16 protein-coding genes are annotated in these 21232 nt (G+C 75.5%); 5 read left to right on the top strand and 11 right to left on the bottom strand.

The genetic code is table 11. From position 1 onward, the window contains the following. The 3 genes from ABD345_RS23025 to ABD345_RS23015 are packed head-to-tail and all read right to left on the bottom strand — an operon-like array spanning position 1 to position 6427. Positions 1-1293 (bottom strand): condensation domain-containing protein, encoded by a 1293-nt coding sequence (locus ABD345_RS23025; protein ID WP_344554490.1) that lies wholly within the window; start codon positions 1291-1293, stop codon positions 1-3. Next, positions 1290-3116, bottom strand: coding sequence for a non-ribosomal peptide synthetase (locus ABD345_RS23020; protein WP_344554489.1), 1827 nt, complete (start codon positions 3114-3116; stop codon positions 1290-1292). The genes ABD345_RS23025 and ABD345_RS23020 overlap by 4 nt, the downstream gene beginning before the upstream one ends. A gap of 11 nt (positions 3117-3127) precedes the next feature. Next, entirely contained in the window at positions 3128-6427 is a 3300-nt protein-coding gene (locus ABD345_RS23015; RefSeq protein WP_344554488.1) for an amino acid adenylation domain-containing protein, read from the bottom strand. Positions 6428-6951: 524 nt separating this feature from the next. Here ABD345_RS23015 and ABD345_RS23010 point away from each other — a divergent pair. Both ABD345_RS23010 and sbnA read left to right on the top strand, forming a co-directional pair. After that, entirely contained in the window at positions 6952-7872 is a 921-nt protein-coding gene (locus tag ABD345_RS23010) for an AfsR/SARP family transcriptional regulator (RefSeq protein ID WP_344554487.1), read from the top strand. Positions 7873-7898: 26 nt separating this feature from the next. Beyond that, the gene (gene sbnA / locus ABD345_RS23005) at positions 7899-8861 is read left to right on the top strand and encodes a 2,3-diaminopropionate biosynthesis protein SbnA (protein ID WP_344554486.1); all 963 of its coding nucleotides are present in this window, start codon (positions 7899-7901) and stop codon (positions 8859-8861) included. A 71-nt stretch (positions 8862-8932) separates the two neighbouring features. Here the strand turns inward: sbnA and ABD345_RS23000 are convergent, their stop codons facing one another. The 7 genes from ABD345_RS23000 to ABD345_RS22970 form a co-directional block, all read right to left on the bottom strand. Beyond that, entirely contained in the window at positions 8933-10063 is a 1131-nt protein-coding gene (locus ABD345_RS23000) for an FAD-dependent oxidoreductase (RefSeq protein ID WP_344554485.1), read from the bottom strand. Positions 10064-10245: 182 nt separating this feature from the next. Further along, positions 10246-10842, bottom strand: coding sequence for an NADPH-dependent F420 reductase (locus ABD345_RS22995; RefSeq protein ID WP_344554484.1), 597 nt, complete (start codon positions 10840-10842; stop codon positions 10246-10248). A gap of 42 nt (positions 10843-10884) precedes the next feature. Further along, a complete protein-coding gene (locus ABD345_RS22990; RefSeq protein ID WP_344554483.1) occupies positions 10885-11718 on the bottom strand; it encodes an inositol monophosphatase family protein in 834 nt (277 codons plus the stop codon). A 291-nt stretch (positions 11719-12009) separates the two neighbouring features. Then, positions 12010-12930 carry a LysR family transcriptional regulator gene (locus tag ABD345_RS22985; RefSeq protein WP_344554482.1) on the bottom strand — a complete coding sequence of 307 codons (921 nt, stop codon included), beginning with the start codon at positions 12928-12930 and terminating at the stop codon, positions 12010-12012. A gap of 79 nt (positions 12931-13009) precedes the next feature. Next, positions 13010-13456: a DoxX family protein gene (locus ABD345_RS22980; protein ID WP_344554481.1), complete on the bottom strand. Its 447-nt coding sequence runs from the start codon at positions 13454-13456 to the stop codon at positions 13010-13012. Positions 13457-13577: 121 nt separating this feature from the next. Continuing rightward, positions 13578-14264 carry a response regulator gene (locus ABD345_RS22975; protein ID WP_344554480.1) on the bottom strand — a complete coding sequence of 229 codons (687 nt, stop codon included), beginning with the start codon at positions 14262-14264 and terminating at the stop codon, positions 13578-13580. Continuing rightward, complete coding sequence (locus tag ABD345_RS22970; protein WP_344554479.1) at positions 14261-15700, bottom strand: sensor histidine kinase; 1440 nt, start codon at positions 15698-15700, stop codon at positions 14261-14263. The genes ABD345_RS22975 and ABD345_RS22970 overlap by 4 nt, the downstream gene beginning before the upstream one ends. A gap of 408 nt (positions 15701-16108) precedes the next feature. Between ABD345_RS22970 and ABD345_RS22965 the strand changes: the two genes are divergently transcribed. The 3 genes from ABD345_RS22965 (at position 16109) to ABD345_RS22955 (ending at position 20360) form a co-directional block, all read left to right on the top strand. Next, positions 16109-18331, top strand: a complete 2223-nt coding sequence (locus ABD345_RS22965; protein WP_344554478.1) for an MMPL family transporter — start codon at positions 16109-16111, stop codon at positions 18329-18331. Positions 18332-18432: 101 nt separating this feature from the next. Further along, positions 18433-18939: an FBP domain-containing protein gene (locus tag ABD345_RS22960; protein ID WP_344554477.1), complete on the top strand. Its 507-nt coding sequence runs from the start codon at positions 18433-18435 to the stop codon at positions 18937-18939. Beyond that, a complete protein-coding gene (locus ABD345_RS22955; protein ID WP_344554476.1) occupies positions 18936-20360 on the top strand; it encodes a DHA2 family efflux MFS transporter permease subunit in 1425 nt (474 codons plus the stop codon). The genes ABD345_RS22960 and ABD345_RS22955 overlap by 4 nt, the downstream gene beginning before the upstream one ends. Positions 20361-20473: 113 nt before the next feature. Here the strand turns inward: ABD345_RS22955 and ABD345_RS22950 are convergent, their stop codons facing one another. After that, positions 20474-21043 carry a TetR/AcrR family transcriptional regulator gene (locus tag ABD345_RS22950; protein WP_344554475.1) on the bottom strand — a complete coding sequence of 190 codons (570 nt, stop codon included), beginning with the start codon at positions 21041-21043 and terminating at the stop codon, positions 20474-20476. Positions 21044-21232: the final 189 nt, after the last annotated feature.

Genomic DNA, 21232 nt, shown 5'->3' with positions numbered 1-21232 from the left:
TCACGGTGCCGCCCGCCCGTCGGCCCCGGGGGCCGCCAGCTCGGACAGCAGGGTGCTGAAGCCGTCGGTGATCGCGACGAGGTCCGCCTCGGTGAGGACCGCGGGGTCGGCCTGCGCGTCGAAGACCAGGCGGTCGCCCTCCTCCTGCGCGACCAGGCTCAGCTGGTAGCCGACGACGGGCTCCGCGAGGACGACGCGGGCCGGGGAGCCGTGCTCCGCGAAGAGCGGTTCGCGCGGCGGCCGGAGGTTGAGCAGCACGGCCGCCGCCCCGTCCGCCGGCCGGGCGGCCGCGAACAGCGGGGCGGGGACGAGCTGCCGGTCGAGCAGGTCGGGGAGCTCCGCGCTGTTGGCCGCGAACAGCTCCGCCGGGGTGCTGCCGGGTTCGATGACCGCGCGCAGCGGCAGCACGTTCACGAAGTACCCGACCGTCCCGGCGAGTTCGGGCTCCACCCGGCCGGAGAACGGCACCCGGACGGTGAATCGCCGCCGGCCGCTGTGCCGGTGCAGGGTCCACTGCAGCGCGGTGAGGGCGGCGACGAACAGGGTGCCCCGGTTGCGGGCGGCGCCGCGGCGCAGGGCCGCCACGCCGTCGACCGGGAACCGGCGGGTCAGCGGCGCCCCGGTGCCCCCGCCGTCCGCCGCCCGGCCGGGCACGGCGAGGCGGACGCCGTCGGGAACGCCCTCCAGGTACTCCTCCCAGGAGCGCAGTTCGTCCCGGTGGCCGCCCTCGGCCAGCCACCGGTGCTCCCACCGCGCGTGGTCGGCGTACGGCGCCGGCGGCGCCCCGGCCTCCCCGGGGCCGCCGCCGAGTTCCGCGCGGTAGGCGCGGGAGACGTCGGCGGCCAGCAGGTCGATCGAGGTGCCGTCGGCGACGAGGTGGTGCGCCACCAGGTGGAGCACGTGGTCGTCCCGGTCCAGCGGGTACACCCGGGCGCGCACCAGCGGGCCCTCGACCAGGTCGAACGGCAGGGCGGCGTAGCGCGCCAGCTCGGCGTCGAGCGCGGCCGGTTCCGGCGGGCCGGCCGGGCGGCCGGCGTCCCGCTCCAGGGCCGGGGCGGGGCGGTCGGCCGGCACCCGCCGTTCCGGTTCGCCGCCCTCGACCACCGCGCCGCGCAGCAGCGGGTGCCGGGCGACGGCCGCGGCGAACGCCCGGTCCAGGGCTTCGAGGTCCAGCGGTCCGGTGATCCGCAGCGCCAGCGGGTTGTTGTAGCTGCTGCGTCCGAGCCGGCCGGCCTCCGCGTCGAGCACGCCCCGCTGCGCGACGGTCAGCGGGAACTCGATCGCCGCGGTCACGCCCCGGCCCTTGCGCCCCGCTCGGCGGTGAAGGCGTCGAGCGCGGTGACGAAGTCGGCGAGCACCGGCCGGTCGAAGATCATGCGCAGCGGCACCTTGACGCCCAGTTCGCGGCGCAGCGCGGCGATGGCACTGGTGGCCTTCAGCGAGTGGCCGCCGAGCGTCTGGAAGAAGTCGTCGTCGGGGCCGGCCTGTTCGACCTCCAGGACGCGCTTCCAGACGGCCTCCACCACGGCCGCGCAGGACGCGGCGGGCGGCGGTGCGGCCGGTGCGGGAGCGTCCAGCAGTTCCGGCAGCCTGACCCGGTCGACCTTCCCGGAGGCGGTGCGCGGGATCCGCGCCACCTGGACGATCCGGCTGGGGCGCGCGGCGGCCGGCAGCTGCTGCGCGAGGGCCCGGGCGGCCGCGGCGGTGTCGACGCCGGCCGGCCCCTCGACGAAGGCCACGAGCTCCCGCGCGTCGAGCGGGTCGCCCACCGCGAGCGCGGCGGCGCCGGTGACGTCGGGCAGGGCCGAGAGGAGCGCTTCCACTTCTTCGGGCATGACTTTGTACCCCCTGATCTTGATCTGCGTGTCGGTTCTGCCGAGGACCTCCAGTCCCCGGTCCGTCCACCGCCCGGTGTCCCCGGTGCGGAAGAGCCGTTCCCGGCCGGGCGGGGGGCCGGGGACGAATCGTGCTGCGGTGTCCCCGTCCGGGCCGGTGTACCCCCGGGCCAGGCACACCCCGCCGAGGTGGATCTCGCCGGTCTCCCCGGCGGGCACCGGGTGCCCGCCGGGGCCGAGCAGGTGGATCCGGCATCCGGGGATCGGATGCCCCACCGGCACGGTGCCGCCGTGCCCCGGGGAGTCGTCGGTGACCTCGAAGCAGCTCACGTTCGAGGCGGTCTCGGTGAGGCCGTACATGTTGAGCAGCCGGGTGCGCGGGAAGCGCCTGCGCCACCGGCCGGCCAGGTCGGCGGAGAGCCCCTGGGCGCTGGAGGCGGCGAGCCGCAGGGCGGCCCCGCCGCCGGCGGGCGGCGCGGAGGCCAGCAGCAGCTCCAGGACCGGCGGCGAGGCCAGCAGGTGGCTGACCCGGTGCTCCTCGACGGCCTCCCACAGCTCGTCCGGGTCGAGCAGCGTGTCGCGGTCCAGGAAGCACAGCGCCGCACCGCCCAGCAGCCCGGTGAGGATCTCCACCGGCGAGCCCACCAGGGACACGTCCTTGTGCACCGCGACGACGTCGCCGGGGAGCAGTGGGTAGGTCTCCAGGAACCAGTCCAGCCGGTTGGCGACCGCCGCGTAGGTGGTGGTCGCGCATTTGGGCCGGCCCAGCGAGCCCGAGGTGAAGACCGCCTGGAAGGCGTCCTGCGGGTCCGGTCCGGGGCGGGTTCCGGGCCGCCCGGGCCGCTCGGCCCGGCCGGGCGGGGCCGCGGGGTCGAGGACCGGGGCGGTGCGGCCGGGCGGGGCCGCGGGGTCGAGGTCCAGGGCGGTGCGGCCGGGCGGCGTCCGGTCGGCGCCGCCGATCCAGACGTCGGCGGACAGCGCGGCGGTGGTCCGGGCCACCGCCGCGGGGTCGGTGAAGTCCAGTGCGGTGTAGGCCGCCCCGGTGGCGAGGACCGCGACCAGCGCCACCGGGAAGCGGCTGCCGAGCCCGGCGTCGAGGGCCACGGTCGTGCCCGGGCCGACGCCCAGCGCGCGCAGCCGGTCGGCGCAGGCCCCGCTCAGGCGGTCGAGCTCGCCGTTCGTCAGCGGGTCGGGGCCGAGGACGGCGGGGTCCTCGGGGGCCCCGCGCAGCCGTTCGGCCACCCGCCGGCCCAGGTCGTGTGCGTGGTGCGTGCTGGTCATGGCGCTCCCGGTCATCCGATGGCCAGTGCGGACAGGCCGGCCGAGGCCGCGATGCGGCGCATCGGCTCGCCGGGGTCGGCGGCGGCGCGGTCGAGGATCGCGACCAGGCCCGCCAGCAGCCGTTCCATCGCCTCCGGTGCGAAACGGTCGGCCAGGTAGGCCAGTTCGAGGTGGAGGGTGCCTTCGCGGGACTGCGCGTAGAAGGCCAGCGGGTACTTGGTGTAGCCCGTCCACAGTTCGCGGAAGACGATCGTGGCGTCCCGGTCGCCGTCGGCCTCGGCCGCGGGGAAGTTGAGCATGTTGAGCATCACGTCGAAGAGGGTGCGGTGCGCGCCCAGGGCGCCCCGCCGGGCCGCGGCGGCGACGGTGTCGGCCAGCGGGACGTCGGAGTGGTCCAGCCCCCGGGCGGCCAGCGAACCCACCCGCCGGATCGCGTCGCCGAAGGCCAGGTCCGGGTCCAGGTCGATGCGGAGCGGCACCATGTTGATGAGGAAGGCGGTGACGTGCTCGGCCTCCGGCGCCGTGCGGTGGGTGACCGGGACGCCGAGGACGAGGTCCTCCTCGCCGAAGACCGAGGACAGGGCGAGCCACAGGGCGGTGGCCAGCACGGTGAACGGCGTCACCCGGGCCTCCCGGGCGAGGCGGTGCAGCAGCCGGTCGGTCTCCGCCGAGAGGTGGTGCTGCACCAGCCCGGCGACGTGCCCGGCCGGGCCGTCGGCCGCCGGGCGCACCGCCCCGAGCCTGGGCACCCGCTCGCCCAGCACGTCCGCCCAGTAGCGGCGGCTCGCGTCGAGGGCCCCGGAGCGTTCGGCCGCCGCCTGCCAGGAGAGGTAGCGGCCGAGGGCGGCCGCGCCGTCGGGCTCGGGGCGCCGCTCGCGCCGCGCGGGCCCGGCCGCCGCGTACTCCTCGGTGAAGGTCCGGGCGAAGACCTGGGCGCCCCAGCCGTCCAGGGCCAGCTCGTGGGTGGTCAGCAGCAGGTGGAACCGGTCGTCGGCGACGCGGAAGCCGGTGGCGCGGACGAAGGGCTCGCTCTCCAGGTCGAAGGGCTCGGCCGCGGCGGCCGCGGCGAAGGACCGGAACCGGGCGGCGGGGCTTTCGGCCGTCTCCCCGGAGTCGGGGCCGGAGTCGGGGCCGGGGCCGGGGCCGTCGCCGCGGGGGCCGCGCAGGTCGCGGATCTCCAGGTCGCCGAGGTCGAACGCCGGGAAGCGGAGCCGGGGGCCGTCCTCGGTGGCGGTGACGACGCCCGTGAGGTGCGGGTGGCGGGCGAGCGCGGCCCGCCACGCGGCACGGAGCCGGCCGTCGTCCACGGTTCCCCGCACGTCCAGGTACCCCTGGTAGGTGTAGTAGGGGTTCTCCGGGTCGAGCTGCCAGTGGAACCAGGCGCCCTGCTGCTGCCGGGCCAGCGGCCACTCGACCGGCCCGCCGTGCGGGTCGGGGAGGGCGAGGGAGGGCGGGGCGGTCGCCGCGGGAGTCTCCGTCCGCCGCCGGGTGGCGTCGGCCACGGCCTGCAGCAGGCCCCGGAAGGTCACCGCCCGCAGCACGTCCCCGGTGGAGACGCGGCTGCCGGCCAGCGCGCCGAGCCGGATGCCGAGCACCATGCTGTGCAGCGAGTCGAGCCCGGCCTCCGCGAGCTCCTCGTCCAGGTGCTGCGGGTAGCGCCCCACGACGTCGCGCCACAGCTCGGCGACCTGCGCGGCGGTGCCGTGCGGCTCCAGCCAGGCCGGGCGGGAGTCGCCGCTTCCGTGCAGCCGGGCGGCGAGCGCGCCGTAGTCGGCCTTCCCGTTGGGCGTGGTCGGCAGTGCGTCGACGCGGATCAGCCGGTCGGGGGACATGACCGGTGGCAGGTGCTCGGCGAGCGCGGCGCGCACCGAGCCGACGGTGCCGTCCGGGTCGAGCACCAGGAAGGCGTGCAGTTCCTGGCGCCGGGTGCGCACGGCCGGTTCGCGGCCCAGGACCTCGCGCGTGACGAGCGACTCCGCGACCTCCCACTCGTGCAGCAGCACGGCGCACTGCCGGACCGGGCCGGTGGACAGGATCCGGGACTCGATCTCCTCCAGCTCGATCCGGTGGCCCCGGATCTTGACCTGCCGGTCCCGCCGCCCGAGGCAGACGAAGACGCCGTCCTCGCCGACCACGGCGGCGTCACCGGTGCGGTACATCCGACCGGCCGGATCGGCGGGGTCGCGGAAGAACGCCCGGGCCGTCGCTTCCGGATTCCGGACGTATCCGAGGCCGACGCCGGCGCCACTGGCGAAAAGCTCACCCTTCTCTCCCGCCCCGCACGCCACCCAGGCCCCGTCCTCCTCCTCGCGCAGGACGTAAAGCGTGGTGTTCTGCAGGGGTGTTCCGATGGGGGTGTGCGCACCATCGGCCGAGAGGTCGCCGGCATTTCCGACCACGTGGTGGGTGATGTCGTCGGCGCACTCCGTGGGCCCGTAGACATTCATGATCGGGATTTCCGGGAAGCGCTCCAGCCAGGCCGTGCACAGCTGCGGCTTGACCGACTCGCCGCCCAGCAGGAGCCAGCGCAGCTCCCACCCGCGGTGGTCGGTCCGGTCCAGCTCCTCCAGCAGGGGGTACATCAGCGAGGGCACCACTTCGAGGACGCTCACCCGCCGCTCGCGCAGCGCGGAGAGGAACGCCGCCGGCTCGTGCACGACCTCGTCGGACACCACGACGCACTCCGCGCCGACCAGGAGCGGCGCCAGCATCTGCCAGACGGCGATGTCGAAGGACTGCGGCGCCGACTGGGCGACCCGGTCGTCGGCGGTCAGGCCGAGGGCCGTGACCTTGGCCGACAGGTGGTTCATCAGCCCCCGGTGGGTGTTCACCGCGCCCTTGGGGACGCCCGTCGTCCCGGACGTGAAGACGGTGTAGGCGGGCTCGTCGCCGCACGCCCCGGCCGACGGGGCCCCCGCCTCCGGCGCGCCCGCCGCGGCGATGGGCAGCACGCGCGCGTCGACGCCCAGGGAGGCGGCGAGTCCGGCGTGCGCCCCGTCCACCAGGAGCACCTGTGCGCCGCACTGTTCCACGACCGTGCGGATGCGTCCGGCGGGCCACTGGGCGTCCACCGGGACGTAGACCCGGCCGGCGGCCAGCACGCCCAGCAGGGCGGCGACCAGGTCGACGCCCCGGCGCGCCAGGACGGCCACCACGCTGTGCGCGGATCCGGTCGCGGCGGTGAGGTCGGCCGCGACGGAATTCACCCGGGCGGCGAGTTCCCGGTACGTGGTGGAGCCCGATTCGGTGCTCACCGCCACGGCCTCGGGGTACTCCGCCGCAATCGACCGGAAAACGTCGCCGGCATTCATTCCCAGCCAGGGCGTGTGGACTTCCGGACCCGCATAGCCCTTCGGGAGGCCGCCCCTCGTGGGAAGTTCCGAAAAGCTCTCACGCATGTGCCATCTCCATAGTCCGGCAGTAGAGGTTTTTCACCTCCGGGAACACCTGGATAAGCTCGGTGGTGGGATTCGGAACGAGCCCCCGGATCCGACCGGTGATCCATTGATAACGTCCGCCACCGTGGCTTGTCGACCGCCCAAATGTTGCCGTTGGCGGAGTATGTCCGCTATCTCCGACGATTCGTCAGACTGTCGTCATGTCAGCGTCAGGTTGCCGCCGCCCGACTCCACAGACCGCCCACAACACGGACTTTGCCGGACGAAACAGCCCGCGCGGCGGGGAGCCGGCCCCCTCCTCCGCCACCCGCCGGGCCCGCCGGGCGCCCCGCACGGGCCGTTGCGGAGCGCGGCCGGGGCGTCTCAGGAGGTGAGACGTCCAACTGGTTGCTTGACTTTGCCAGTGGTCTAGTCATCAATTTATTGAACTGCTTCGTATGGGATTTCGATCCCGCCGCGGACAGTGGGCATCAGGGTCGGCCGCCACGCGGTCGGCCATCGACGTCGAACACTCACGAGGGGATCGCGCAGTGGCTCGTTTTCTCTTTCTGGGTCCACTGGAGATCTGCGCGGCACAGGGCCCCGTCGGCGTCGGCGGAGGGCGGCAGCGCTCCCTTCTCTTACTGCTGCTGGTCAATGAAGGGCGCCTGGTCACCAAAGAACAAATTCTGGCCGAGATTTGGCCGGAAGGAGCTCCCCGGCAGGCGGACAATGCCCTCCACGCCCTGGTCGCCCGGTTGCGGAAGGCACTGGATTCCTGGTATGGACCAGGCTTCGCGGCGGACCACCTGGTCACCGGCCGCCCCGGCTACGGCCTCTACCTCGACCCGGACGAGAGCGACGCGGCGGAGTTCTCCCGCCTCTCCGCGCAGGCCCGCTCCTGGGCGCCGGACCGGCCCGACCACGCCCTGCGCCTCCTCGAACAGGCCCTGGCGCTCTGGCGCGGCCCCGCTCTGGGCGACGGCGCCACCGGACCGCTGCTGGCGGCCGCGGCCGCCCGGCTGGACGAACAGCGCCTGGCCGCCGTCGAGGAACGGCTGCGGCTGGAGGAGGTGCTCGGCCACCACGCCCCGGCGACCTGCGAGCTGCAGCAGCTCGTCGCGCTCCACCCGTTGCACGAGGGGCTGGCCCGGCACCTGATGACCGCGCTCTACCGGTCGGGCCGGCAGGCGGAGGCGCTCGCCGAGTACCACCGCATCCGCAGCGCGCTCCGCAACGAACTGGGCCTCGACCCGTCCCCCGCCCTGCGCGCGTTCATGGCGGCCATCCTCCGGCACGAGATGCCGGTCGGCGCCGAGGAGGCGGGCCCGCTCCACGGCCGTCCGCGCACGTCCGCACGGGCCCTCGTCGGCCGCTGAGCCCACTCGACCAGGGAGGGACCACAATGATCGTTTCGGGGGCGCACGAGCTGCTGGACTCCGATGTCTACGTCGACCTGCGCGACACGCTCGGCACCAACCTGCTCGTCAAGTGCGAGGGCTTCAACTTCGCCGGCTCGGTCAAGCTCAAGGCCGCCAACTGGATGGTCGACGCGGCCCTGCAGGACGGCCTGCTGCACCCGGACTCGGTGCTGGTGGAGTCCTCCTCGGGCAACCTCGGCGTCGCCCTCGCCGTGATAGCCGCCGCGCGGCGGCTGGCCTTCGTCTGCGTCACCGACCCCAAGTGCAACCCGGCCACCGTCCGGCTCATCGAGGCGCTGGGCGCGACGGTGGTGGTCGTCGACGAGGCCACGCCCGACGGCAGCTACCTGGACGCCCGCAAGCGCCGGGTGCGCGAACTGTGCGCCGCCGACCCGAACCACGTGTGGCTCAACCAGTACGAGAACCCCGCCAACTGGATGGCGCACCGGGACACCACCGCCCCGCAGATCGACAAGCGGTTCCCGGACCTGGACGTGCTGTTCGTCGGCGTCGGCACCGGCGGCACCCTGACCGGGTGCGCGCGCTACTTCCGCGACCGCCGGCCCCGGGTGCGGATCGTCGCCGTGGACAGCACCGGCTCCGTCAACCTGGGCGGCGCCCCCGGCCCCCGCCACATCCCCGGCATCGGGGCGAGCGTCCCGATGCCGCTGGTCGACGCCCGACTGGTCGACGCCGTGGTGCGCGTGCGGGAGGAGGAGGCGCTGCGCACGTGCCGGCTGCTCGCCTCCCGCGGGCTGGTCCTCGGCGGGTCCACCGGAACGGTCGTCAGCGGCGCCCGGCAGTGGCTCGCCGAGCACGACCCCGACCAGGCGCTGCGCGCCGTGTGCGTCTCCCCGGACCTCGGCGAGCGCTACCTCGACACCGTCTACGACGACGCCTGGGCGACCCACCACTTCGGCAGCGCCGACGCCTGGGCGGCAGGGTGACCCCCCTCGCCGGCCCGATCCGAGGGTGATCGATCCGGGTCGGGTGCCCATCCGCCGACCGGCGGGTCCGGTCACCCGTGGCGGGGCCGGTCGAACAGCGTGACCACGCTCTGCGGCGTCTCCCGGCCGAAGAAGACTTCCAGGTTCCGCGCCGAACGGCCTGCGGCCTCGCGGCCGCGCGGGAACATCCGCTCTTCGTAGGCGCCGAGCGCGGCCTCGGTGTCGGGCCGTTCGACCAACTCGCCCGCCAGGTCGGCAGCGTCGTACATGGCGAGGTTCGCGCCCTCACCGGCGAAGGGCGACATCAGGTGCGCGGCGTCACCGACGAGCGTCACTCCGGGCACCCTGTCCCACGCGAGCCCGACGGGAAGGGCGTGGACGGGCCGTAGCCACGGCTCCGACTCGCTCCGTGTCACGAAGGCGGTGAGCAGCGGTGACCAGCCGTCGAACTCGCCGGCGACCCGGCGCAGGGCGGCGGACCGGTCGCCGGCGGCGATCGGCGCCATCCACTCCTCGGGCCTGTTCAGCGCCGCGTACCCGCGCACCTGTCCGTCCGCGTACCGGTGGGCGATGATGCCCTTGCCCGGAGCGAGCGCCATCAGCGTGCCGCCGCCGATCGCGGCCACGCTCGCCCGGTGGTTCCGGCCGCCCGGCGTGAGGGCGATCTCGACGAAGCAGGTTCCGCTGTAGGAAGGCGTGGCGGGGGTGAGCAGGGGCCGCACCTTCGACCAGGCGCCGTCCGCGCCGATGACGAGGTCGGCGCGCGCGGTGGAGCCCCCCGCGAAGGTGAGGTCGTGGCCGCCCTCCGGGCGGGGCCGGACCGAGGCGAGCCTGTGCCCCCACCTGATCGTCCCGGGTGCCAGCGAGTCGACGAGCAGCCGCCGCAGTTCGCCGCGGTCCACCTCCGGACGGGCCGTTCCGGGGTCCGCGGGCCGGTCGAACAGGACCGTGCCGTGGCGGTCGACCACGCGCTTGGCGTCCTCGCCCGGGCGGACCAGGGCGAGGAACTCGTCGTACAGGCCCGCTGCGCGCAGCGCGACCTGCCCGGTCTCCTCGTGGATGTCGAGCAGGCCGCCCTGTGCGCGGGTCGTCGCCGAGACCTCGCTCTCGTAGATCGTCGCGGCTGCGCCGCGGGCCTGGAGCACCCGGGCGAGCGTGAGCCCGCCGAGTCCCGCTCCGACGATGGCGATGGTCTTCCGCATGCTGCGCTCCCGGGTGGCGCCGACAGGCGTCGGCGGCGGTCGGCGCCGTGGGCGGACGGGGTGTCCGCTCTCGGCCGGAGACGCTCACCGATCAGGGGCAGCTGCATCGATGTACGAGCGGTGCCCGGCGGACGGACCTGCGGGACACCGTTTTTCGCGACCCCGCGACTATAGCCCGGGCTTCAGCGGACGATCGAGACCGCGAAGGGCGCGAATCCGCTGGCGCGGATGACGTGCGGGACGAACAGGATCGCGGCCTCCGTGGCGCGGGCGGTTCGGATCCCGCCGAGGTCCGTGATCCACTCCTGCTGCCAGCCGAGGTCGGCGAGCAGCTCGCGGACGGCCTGCTTGGCCTGCGGGTCCTCACCGGAGAGGAAGGCGGTCGGCGCCTGGGCGAGCGCGGCGGGCGCGGTCATCACGGGGAAGAGCATGGTGTTGAGCGTCTTGACGACGCGCGTTTCGGGGAGTGCTTCCTGGAGTCGCTCGGCCAGGCTCGTACCGGGGTGGATCAGGTCGGCGGGCAGTCCGTCCGGTCCGTCGACGGTGGCGTTGGAGACGTCGACGAGGATCTTGCCCCGCAGTTCTCCGCGCAGCGCGGTGAGCCGCTCCAGCGAGCCGGCGCCGGGGGTGGCGTTGACGACGATCCGCGCCGCCCCGGCGGCGTCGGCGGCGGCGCCCGGCTCGCGGCCCACTGCGGTCACCTGGTGGCCGGCCCGGACGAGGGCCTGGGCGAGGTTGCCGCCGACGCGGCCGTTTCCGAGGACTGCGATGGTGGTCATGGCGGTCTGTTCCTCCGGTGGGTGCGGGTGGGTGGTGGCCGGTCAGCGGGAGAGCGTGGTGACGGCCCGGGTGTGGACGCCGGGCGCGGCGGCCAGGAAGCTCGCGCTCTGCGGGGTCCAGGGGCGGCCCTCGGCGTCGGTGATCCGCCCGCCGGCCTCGGTGACGAGCAGGGCCCCGGGCAGCAGGTCCGCGCGGGCGCCGGCGAACTGCCAGAAGGCGTCGATCCGGCCGGCGGCCACGTTCACCAGGTGCAGGGTCGCGGGGACGGCGACGCGGACGACGAGCGCGTCGATGAGCATCGCGGTGATGGAGGCGCCGATGCGCCGCACGACCTCCTCGTCCTCGTCCGGCCGGGCCTGGCTGGTGGCCACGATGCCCAGGCCGAGGTCCGCGGTCGGGGACACGTGCAGCGGGCGGCCGTCGAGGTGGGCGCCCGCGCCGGCGAGCGCGGTGTAGGTCTCACCGGTCAGCGGCAGGTGGACCGCGGTGAGCACCGGCCGGTTGTCGCGCACGAGAGTGGCGGTCACCGCCCACTCCGGCAGGGCGTGCAGGTGGTTGACGTTGCCCTCGGCCGGGTCCACGACCCACCACTCGCCGGGCGGCAGCGCCCCGCCGTCCAGTTCGTCCTCCACCCAGCCCGCGTCCAGGCGCAGGCCCGTGAGGGCGGGACGCAGGACGGCGAGGGCCGCGTCGTCGTTGGCGGCGAGCGCGGCCATCAGCTCTGCGCGGGTCCGGTGGGCGGCCACGTCCCCGAAGCGCTCCCGCAGTACGGAGCCCGCCGCGCGTACGGCGTCGGCGGTCCGCGCGAGCAGGTCGGCGTCGGACCCGGGGTCGGCGGGCGCAGCGGTTTCGGTGGTCCGGATCGATTCGGACATGGTGGTGCTCCCGTCTGAGGAGGGGGGTGATCAAGGGGACCGGGCGACACCGCGTTCCGTTCCCGCCTGCGTTTCGAAGGTAGAGGGGCCGATCGTTGACCTCAAGTGCATGTCATTCACTGCTGAGTTGACTCCCGTGCAACTGGATTCGCTCCCCTCCCGCGGTGCCCGGCGGGCTCCCGGCAGGAGGCGGGTGTGCCGGGCGCCGGCACGACGGTTCCCGGCAGGAGGGTGGGCGGTCCCCCGTCGGGTGCGCGCTGCGGCCGGATCGCACGCCGGGCCGACGGAACGCTACTGGTCAGCGGCGTCCGGAGTGCCGAACAGGCCCTGGAGGGTCCTGGCCGCCAGGTCGAGCAGCCAGGCGTGGGCGGGGTCGTCGTCGTAGCGCTGGTGCCAGAGCAGATAGAGCGGCACGGGCGGCAGGGCGAACGGCAACGGCAGTGTGGTCAGGCCCAGTTGGTCGCGGGCGGAGCGGGTGACCGCATCGGGGAGGGTGACCACGACGTCGGCGTCCCGGGCGAGCTGCAACGCGGTGTCCGTCGCGGGGGCGGAGACGATGACATGGCGCTCGTGCCCGAGGGCGGCGACGACGTCGTCGACCCGGTCGCGCAGGCTTCCGCGCCGGGAGACGGTCACGTGGTCGGCCGCCGCGTACCGCTCGACGGTCACCGGCCCCTCGGTGAGCGGATGACCCGCTCGGACGGCGAGGATGATCCGGTCCTGGCCGATGAGGCGGTGCCGGATGTCGGGCTGGGGCGGGGGGCCGGAGCTGGAGGCCACGTCGACCTCGCCGCGGCGCAGCTCGGGGGTGTCGTGGCCGGGCTCGACCGTGAGGCGCATCTTCACCTTCGGGGCCTGGCGGTGCACCGCGGCGACGAGGGCGGTGCCGCAGGCGGTGGTGAGGGCGTCGTGCAGGCGCACGGTGAACACCCGCTCCAGGCCCGCCAGGTCCAGGTCCGGACGGGAGGACAGCAACTGGTGGGCCTGCTGCACCAGGACGTGGACCTCGGTGCGCATGGCCAGTGCGCGAGGGGTGGGCGTCATGTGGCGTCCGGTGCGGACCAGGATCTGGTCGCCGGTGACCTTGCGGATGCGGCCCAGTGAGCGGCTCATCGCCGGGGCGGTGACGTGCAGCCGGTCGGCGGCTCCGGCCACGCTGCCCTCTTCCAGCAGGGCGTCCAGAGCCACGAGCAGGTTCAGATCCAATTGCATGACGGTAACCATATGGCGATGAGTCATGCACGTGGCGTCAGCCGTGAACGCCTCCGAGGCCGAGGGCCCGGGGCCCGGGTCAGGCGGTGGCCGGGGCCGGGGCGGGGCGGCGGCGGGCCGGGAGCAGGGCGTCGAGGGCGAGGGCGCCGGGGCCGGTGACGGCGAGGGCGAGGAAGACCCAGGCGAAGAGGGCGGCGCTCTCGCCGCCGTTCTGGATCGGGAGCAGGCCGCCCTCCTGGTGGACGGAGAAGTAGGCGTAGGCCATCGAGCCGGAGCAGACCACGGCCGCCGTGCGGGTGCCGAGGCCGAGCAGGACCAGGGTGCCGCCGACGAGTTGGATGACGGCCGCGTACCAGCCCGGCCAGGACAGGGCCTCCACCGTGCCGCCGCCCTTCGCGCCGCCCAGGACGCCGAAGAGCGAGGCCGCGCCGTGGCAGGCGAAGAGCAGGCCGGTCACGGCGCGGGTCAGGCCGAGGAGGTAGGGGCGGGCCGCTTCGACCGTGCGGTGGGGGGCGGACGGGGACATGGGGCCTCCAGGGAAGCGAAGTCGGCGCGTTCACAACAGAAACTTAGGTGAGCCTCACCTATGTTTCATGGGGGGCGCAAGCTCCGCCACGGAGTCTCCGCAAGCGGACGGCAGACCGCCGCTACCCGCCACCGCCCGGGGACCGGGCCGTGACCAGGCCGGACTCGTACGCGGCGATGACGGCCTGGGCCCGGTCGCGGACGTCGAGTTTCGCGAAGAGGGAGGTGATGTGGTTCTTGACGGTGGACCGGCTGAGGTCGAGCGCACCCGCGATGGCGTCGTTGTCGAGACCGGTGGCGATCAGGCGCCACACCTCGGTCTCCCGCGGGGTCAGCTCGGCCGCGACGGAACGCGGGGCGACGGCGGGGGCCGCCGGGGCGGTGCTGCGGACGTAGGTGGAGATCAGGCGGGTGAGCAGGCGCGGCGCGACCACCGCCTCGCCGGTGTGCACGGTGCGGATCGCGGCGGCGAGCTCCTCCGGCGAGACGTCCTTGGGGAGGAAGCCGCCGGCCCCGGCCCGGAGCGCGGCGACCACGTACTCGTCGAGGTCGAAGGTGCTGAGCGCGAGGACCCGGCAGTCGGGGAGGACCCGGGCGAGTTCGCGGGTCGCGTCGACACCGTCGAGGACGGGCATCCGGATGTCCATCACCACCACGTCGGGACGCAGCCGCCGCGCCGACTCGACCGCGGCGGCGCCGTTCTCGGCCTCGCCGACCACCTCGAAAGCCGGGTCGGGCGCGAGGATCAGGCAGAGTCCGCGGCGCACCAGCGGCTGGTCGTCGGCGACCAGGATGCGGATCGGGGTCATCGGAGGACCTCCACGGGGAGCGCGGCGGACTCCCGGACAGCGCGGGGCGGTTCGGCGGACGGTGAGGTGAACTCGCCTGCGAGGAAAGGCGGTTCGGAGGGCTGGGTGGTCGGCTCACCGGCCGGGGCCGGGAGAACGGCGGACTCGTCCGGCCCGAGCGGCGATTCGGCCGACGGGGCGGGCGGGGCGGCGACTGGAGAGGCGAACTCGCCTGCGAGGACGGGCTGTTCGGTGCTGGTGGCGGGTGGGGTGGTGGGGGGCGGCTCCTCGGGGGGCAGGGGGAGTTCGGCGTGGACGGCGAAGCCGCCGGCGGGGTGGGGGGTGGCGGTGAGGGTGCCGCCGTGGAGGGCGGTGCGTTCGCGCATGCCGATCAGGCCGTGGCCGCCGCGTTCGGTCGGGGGGTGGGCGGGGGCGTGGCCGGGGCCGGGGCCGGGGCCGTGGTCGCGGATGTGGAGGGTGAGCAGGTCCGGGGCGTAGCTGAGGAGGACGGTGGCGCGGGTCGGGCCGGCGTGCTTGCGGGTGTTGGTCAGGGCTTCCTGGACGATCCGGTACACGGTCAGGCCGAGGGCGGGCGGGAGCGGGCGGACCTCGCCGTGCACGGTGAGGTCGGCGGGCAGGCCGGCCCGGCGGGAGTCCTCCAGCAGTCGGGGCAGGTCGTCGGTGCCGGGTTGCGGGGCGGGCGGGGCGGTGTCGGGTTCGTCGCCGGCCCGCAGCACGTCGAGGAGTTGGCGCATCTCGCGCAGGGCGAGGCGGCCGGAGGACTCCAGGGTGACCAGGGCGTCCCGGACCACCTCGGGGTCGGCGAGGTTGGCCCGGGCGCCGCCGGCCATCAGCTGCATGGTGGTGATGTGGTGGGCGACGATGTCGTGCAGTTCGCGGGCGATCCGGCGGCGTTCCTCGGCCACCGCGCGGTCGGCGAGCAGTTGCCGGTTGGCCGCCACCTCGCGCTGCCAGCGGGCGACCGCGAGGCCGGCGGCGGCGACCAGCAGCGCGGAGCAGGGGGCGGACACCGCCACGTCCCAGGCCGGTGGCCGGAAGTGGCCCTGGCCGAGGACGGTGGCCACCGAGGTGGCCAGTACGGCCGCGCCGGTGGTGGCGGGGCCGCTCACCCGGGCCACCGAGTACGTGGCGATCGTCAGGACCACCCCGAAGTGCGGTTTCCCGGGGCCGCACAGGTCGGCGGCGACGCTCAGCACCAGGGTCGCGGCGAGCGCCGGCACCGGGCGGCCGCGCCGGAACAGCAGCGGGAGGGCCGCCAGCAGTCCGAACAGGAAGCCGGGCAGGCCGGGCCCGCGTTCGCCGTCGGCCGCGCTGAACAGCAGGTTGGCGGTGGCGTCGATCACGCCCGCCGCGACCGCCACCAGGGCGTCGGTCCGGGTCCACGGCGCGCCGTCCGGCGCCGCCGCGCTGCCCGGGTGCTGTTGCGGTCGTCCCATGTCCGTCCCCCGTGTCCCGTCTTCTGCGGCCCGTCTTCCCTGGCCCGTCTTCCCTGGCCCGTCTTCCGCGGCCCGTGTCCGGCGCCCCGTCTCCGGTGCCCCGTGCGCGTCCCGTACCCCGCCGTACCCCGCCGGGGCCCGGCCGGGGTCCCGGGCGGGTCGCGTTCCCGGTGGTGCTGCCGCTGACCAGCCCCGATGTCCTCATTCTGGCACCGGCCCGGCGGGCGGACGTCGTCTCCCCGGGCGAGCGGTCCTGGGAGCCGGCTCCCGGGTGCGGGGCCGGTGGGGGCCCGCGGGCCCCGGTGCGGATCGTCCGTCGCCCGGACGCCCCGGGGGTGTCCGGGCTGATGGTCTGTCATCGGGCGGCGACCGCCGTCCGACCAGCAGCCACGCAGACGGAGGGCGACCGTGATCCGCGCACTGACCGGATTCTCCACCAGACACGCCTGGAAGGTGATCGCCGTGTGGGCGCTCCTCGGGGTCGCGTTGACCGGGGTGGCGCCGGTGCTGTTCGCCCGGGTCACCGGGAGCAGCACCGCGGACTTCCTGCCGGCCCGCTACGACTCGGCGGCGGCGATGCGGGTCGCCGAGGAGCACTTCGGGCTGCGGCCCGACGCCACCACCGTCACGGTGCTGGTGGCCCGTACCGACGGCGGCGCGCTCACCGACGGGGACCGGCGGCGGATCGACGCCGAGGCGGCCGAGCTCGGCCGGCAGCGGGTGGTGATGCCGCGCAAGGCCGACGAGCCGTCCTTCCTGGTGACCGACCGTTCGCAGACGCCGAAGGTGGCGCCCGCGATGGTCGCCCCGGACGGCGGTTTCGAGCTGCTGGCGGTCGAGTTGGCCGGCAACGTCGCCGACGAGGGCGTGCAGGACGTCTACCGGGCGTTCCGGGACTCCGCCCGGGAGCGGTTCGCCGCGGCCGGGATGCGCACCGGTTTCACCGGCGGCGTGGCCGAGGCGGCGGACGGCACCGACGCGAACCGGACGGCGGCCACCGTCGGCAGCGCGCTCGTCGTCGGGCTGATCGTGCTGCTCAACGTGCTGGTGTTCCGCAGCGTGCTGGCCGCCGTGCTGCCGCTGCTGGCGGTGGCGCTGGTCGGCGGGGCGGCGGGCGGCGCGGTGGCGGGCCTGGCCGGGCTCACCGGGCTGCGGCTGGACGCCTCCACCCCGGGTCTGATCTCGGTGGTGCTGCTCGGCATCGGCGTCGACTACCTGCTGTTCCTGCTGTTCCGGTTCCGCGAGGTGCTGCGGGCCCGCCCGGACGCGCCCGCCCGCCTGGTCGCCGCCGAGGTGTCGGGCCGGGTCGGCACGGCGATCACCTCGGCCGCGCTGACCATCGTCGCCGCGTTCGCCACCCTGGGCGTGGCCGGGTTCGGCCTGTTCCGCTCGCTCGGCCCGGCGATCGCCGTGGCGGTGCTGGTGATGCTGCTGGGCAGCCTGACCCTGATGCCGGCGCTGCTGGCGGCCTGCGGGCGGGGCATGTTCTGGCCGTCGCGCGCGCTGCGGCGGGAGCCGCGTCCGGGGGTCGCCGCCCGCCTGGGCGGGCTGGTGGCCCGCCGTCCGGCGGCCGCGCTGCTGGCGTCCGTGGCGCTGCTGGGCGCGCTGGCCGCGGGCCTGGTGGGGATGCGGATGGACTACGGGCTCGGGGAGGGCTCGGGGACGCCCGCGGCCGCCACCGCCGCCGAGATCTCCCGCTCGCTGCCGGCCGGGGTGTCCGACCCGGCCGCCGTGTACGCCACCGCCGACGGGGGCGGCGCCGTCGACCCGGCGGCGTTCGCCGGGCTGGCCCGGGAGCTCGGCGGGGTCGCGGGCGTCGGGAAGGTCGCCGACCCGGTGGGCAGCCCGGACGGCCGGGCCGTCCGGATCGACGTCTACCCCGTCGCCGACCCGCAGAGCGCGCAGGCCCGGGCGCTGGTGTCCGGCCCGCTGCGGGCCGCCGTCGCCGCCCACTCCCCCGCCGGGACGAGCGCCCACGTCGGCGGCACCTCGGCGGTGTACGCCGACGTGGCGGACGCGGTCGACCGCGACCTGCTGGTGGTGTTCCCGGTCGCGGCGGGGCTGATCGCGCTGATCCTGCTGCTGCTCCTGCGCAGCCTGCTGGCCCCGGTGGCGCTGCTGCTCTCGGTCGGGATGGGGTTCGCCGCCACCCTGGGCAGCGCCGTCCTGGTGTTCCAGCACGTGCTGGACCGGCCCGGTGTGGCCTTCACCCTGCCGCTGGTGCTGTTCCTGTTCGTGGTGGCGCTCGGCACCGACTACAACATCCTGATCGCCGACCGGATCCGCGAGGAGATGCACCACCCGGGCCCGGCCCGGGCCGCCGTGGCCCGCGCCGTGCGGCACACCGCGCCCGCCGTGGCCACCGCCGGGCTGGTGCTGGGCGGTTCGTTCGCCAGCCTGGCCACCACGCCGGGCAGCGAGCAGATCGCCTTCGCGCTGACGCTCGGGATCCTGCTCTCCGCGCTGCTGCTGTCGCTGGTGGTGGTCCCGGCGGTGGCCGCGCTGCTGGGCCGCGCGCTGTGGTGGCCGCTGCGACCGCCGGCGGGCCGGGAGGCCGGGCCGGAGCCGGGCCGGGAGGCCGGGTGGGAGGACCCGGCGGTGGCGCGGGCAGAGCGGCTCCCGACGTCCTGACCCGGGGCCGGGGGCGGGTGACCGGCTTGGCCGAGCCAGTCACCTAGGCTATCTTGGCTCAAGCCTAGGACCCCTAGGCTTGAGCGGAGGCGAGAGGGACCATGAAGGAGTTGACCGAACCGGCGATCCGGGCATCGTTCGTCAACTGCACCAAGGGCGAGGCGGGGCGGCTCGCGCTGCCCCGGCGGCTGTCCGAACTGCCGTGGGAGGAACTGGACTTCCTCGGCTGGCGGGACCCGGGCGCGCCCGACCGGGGGTACCTGGTGGCCGAGCACGGCGGGCGGCTGGTCGGGGTGGCGCTGCGGCGGGCGCAGCGGGCCGGGGCGGGGGCCCGGCAGGGGGCGATGTGCTCGATCTGCCTGACGGTGCACGCGGCGTCCGGGGTGGCGCTGCTGACGGCGCGGAAGGCGGGGCGGGGCTCCGGCGAGGAGTACGCCTCGGCGGGCGAGTACTTCTGCGGCGACCTGGCGTGCTCGCTGTACGTGCGGGGGCGCAAGCGGGCCTCGACCGGCGGGGCGCGGATGCGGGAGAGCCTGAGCGCCGCGGAGAAGGTCGCCCGGACCAGGGCGAACCTGGCGGCGTTCCTGGCCCGGGTGCTGGGGCCGTGAGCGGGGCGGCGACGCGGACGGCCGGGGCGGGCGCCCAGGAGGCGGCCCGGCCGCCGGGGTTGGACGGGCCGCTGGTGCGGGCGGCGCTGGTGCTCGCGCTGGGGGCGTTCGTCGCGCTGCTGGACACCACGGTGGTGGGCGTGGCGCTGCACGGGTTGGGCCTGCGCTTCGGGGCCGGTCCGGCCGTGGTGCAGTGGGTGGCGACGGCGTACCTGCTGGCGATGTCGGCGGTGATCCCGGCGACCGGCTGGGCGGCGCGGCGGTTCGGGGCGGCGGCCTGCTGGACGGGCTCGCTGGCGGTGTTCCTGGCCGGGTCGGTGCTGTGCGGCGCGGCCTGGTCGCTGGGGTCGCTGGTGGCGTTCCGGGCGGTGCAGGGGCTCGGGGCGGGCATGCTGTTCCCGCTGATGCGGATCCTGGTGGTGCAGGTGGCCGGGCCGCAGCGGATGGGCCGGACGATGTCGCTGATCGCGGTGCCGGTCCTGCTCGCGCCGGTCGCCGGGCCGGTGCTCGGCGGGGCGGTGCTGCAGGGCCTGTCCTGGCGCTGGGTGTTCCTGCTGAACGTGCCGGTCTGCCTGCTGGTCGTGCTGCTCTCGCCGCTGCTGCTGCCGAACGTCCGGGGCCCGCGGCCGGAGCGGCTGGACGCGGTCGGGCTGGTCACGGTGGGCGCCGGGCTGGCGGCCGGCGTGCTCGGCCTCGGCCGGCTGGGCGCGGCCGGGCCGGTGGCCGGGGCGCTGCCGCCGCTATCGGCCGCGGCGGTGCTGCTGGCCTGGCACGGGGTGCGGGCGCGGCGGCGGCCGGTCGGGGCGGTGATCGACTTCGGGCTGTTCCGGGACCGCGCCTTCTCGGCCTCCACCGCGGTCGGCCTGCTCAACAGCCTCGGCCTGTACGGGGCGGTGGTCCTGGTGCCGTTGTTCTTCCAACGGGCGGGCGGCTACGACCCGTTGGCGGCCGGGACGATCATGGTCGCGCAGGGCGCGGGCGCGGGTGTCGCGGTGCTGCTGGTCGGCCGGGTGGTCGACGCCCGGAGCAACCCGCGGGCCCTGGTGCTGGCCGGGCTGGCGCTGGTGGCGGCCGCGCTGGTGGCGTTCGCGACGGCCGGGCGGGCCGAGCCGGGGCCGCTGCTGCTCGGGGCGCTGTTCGTCCAGGGCGTCGGGCTGGCGCTGGCCGCCGCGCCGGTGATGGTGACGCTCTACCACTCGCTGCCGCCGGCGGCGGTGGCCGCCGCGACCACCGCGAACGCGGTGTCGCAGCAGTTGGGGGCGGCGATCGGCACCACCGTGGTCGGGCTGCTGGTGCGGCACGCGGCGGTCGGGGCGGCGGGCGCGGGGGCGTTCCGCGCGGCGTTCTGGGGGGCGTTGGGGTTCGTGGTGCTGACGGCCGTGCCGGCGGCGTTCCTGCCGGCGGGGCGGAAGGAGGGGTGAGAGAGCGGGTCCCGGGGGTGGAAAGCACGCGGCAGCCCCGACCCTCGACGGGCTCCGGCAGCACGGGCTCGCCGTTCCCCGGGCCCCTGATCGCGCCCTTCGGTCGGGGCCTTTCAGGCGGGCCAGGTGTCGAGGAGGTGGTGGAGGCCGGTGACGATGCGCTGCCAGGAGTCGGCGGCCGTGCGGGGGTGGTTGAACCCGCCGGCCGCCTCGATGCTGATGAAGCCGTGGAAGGTGCTGCGCAGCAGGCGGGCGGCGTCGGTGCGGGCGGGTTCTTCCAGGCGGTAGTGGCGCAGCACCGCGTAGGTGAGTTCGATGCTCCGGGCGAGGACCTCGGTGTCGGCGAAGTCGGCCGGGTCGAGCGGGAGTTGGGTGGCGGCGTAGCGGCCGGGGTGGGTCAGGGCGTAGTCGCGGTAGGCGTCGGCGAAGGCGGCGAGGGCCTGGGCGCCGGAGCGGCCGGCGATGGCGGCGGCGAGGGCTTGGTTCATCTCGTCGGAGGCCAGCAGGGCGACCCGGGTGCGGATCTCCCGCAGGTTCTTGACGTGCGAGTAGAAGCTGGCGTCCTTGACGCCGAACTGCCGGGCCAGGGCGGAGACGGTGACCTTCTCGATGCCGACCCGGTCGGCGAGTTCGGCGGCGGCGCGGGTGATGCGGTCGACCGTCAGCCCTGCGTGCGCTGCCATGTTCCTCGTCCCGTGGGTGGCCCTCCGTGCGGATTGCGAGTTTATCGGGGCGGGGGTGCGACTTTTCGCGGCGGTGGCGCGTGGATGAGGGAGCCGGACGCACCGAGGGGGCCGGCCGGAAGATCGGCTGATACCCCGTCAAATGGTAATGTCCATGGCAAAACGGGGGCGTGACCGACGCGTGCCCCG

The sequence above is a fragment of the Kitasatospora saccharophila genome (assembly GCF_039529925.1).
Lineage (GTDB): Bacteria > Actinomycetota > Actinomycetes > Streptomycetales > Streptomycetaceae > Kitasatospora > Kitasatospora saccharophila.
This window is presented reverse-complemented; position numbering and strand designations above follow the sequence as displayed.

Bases quoted from the DNA above. Each gene is read 5' to 3' on its own strand.
- ABD345_RS23000 (WP_344554485.1), bottom strand. From the start codon at position 10,063: ATGCGGAAGACCATCGCCATCGTCGGAGCGGGACTCGGCGGGCTCACG.
- ABD345_RS23010 (WP_344554487.1), top strand. From the start codon at position 6,952: ATGGGATTTCGATCCCGCCGCGGACAGTGGGCATCAGGGTCGGCCGCC.
- ABD345_RS23015 (WP_344554488.1), bottom strand. From the start codon at position 6,427: ATGAATGCCGGCGACGTTTTCCGGTCGATTGCGGCGGAGTACCCCGAG.
- ABD345_RS22975 (WP_344554480.1), bottom strand. From the start codon at position 14,264: ATGACCCCGATCCGCATCCTGGTCGCCGACGACCAGCCGCTGGTGCGC.
- sbnA (WP_344554486.1), top strand. From the start codon at position 7,899: ATGATCGTTTCGGGGGCGCACGAGCTGCTGGACTCCGATGTCTACGTC.
- ABD345_RS22980 (WP_344554481.1), bottom strand. From the start codon at position 13,456: ATGTCCCCGTCCGCCCCCCACCGCACGGTCGAAGCGGCCCGCCCCTAC.
- ABD345_RS22960 (WP_344554477.1), top strand. From the start codon at position 18,433: ATGAAGGAGTTGACCGAACCGGCGATCCGGGCATCGTTCGTCAACTGC.
- ABD345_RS22950 (WP_344554475.1), bottom strand. From the start codon at position 21,043: ATGGCAGCGCACGCAGGGCTGACGGTCGACCGCATCACCCGCGCCGCC.
- ABD345_RS22970 (WP_344554479.1), bottom strand. From the start codon at position 15,700: ATGGGACGACCGCAACAGCACCCGGGCAGCGCGGCGGCGCCGGACGGC.
- ABD345_RS22985 (WP_344554482.1), bottom strand. From the start codon at position 12,930: ATGCAATTGGATCTGAACCTGCTCGTGGCTCTGGACGCCCTGCTGGAA.
- ABD345_RS23020 (WP_344554489.1), bottom strand. From the start codon at position 3,116: ATGACCAGCACGCACCACGCACACGACCTGGGCCGGCGGGTGGCCGAA.
- ABD345_RS22995 (WP_344554484.1), bottom strand. From the start codon at position 10,842: ATGACCACCATCGCAGTCCTCGGAAACGGCCGCGTCGGCGGCAACCTC.
- ABD345_RS22990 (WP_344554483.1), bottom strand. From the start codon at position 11,718: ATGTCCGAATCGATCCGGACCACCGAAACCGCTGCGCCCGCCGACCCC.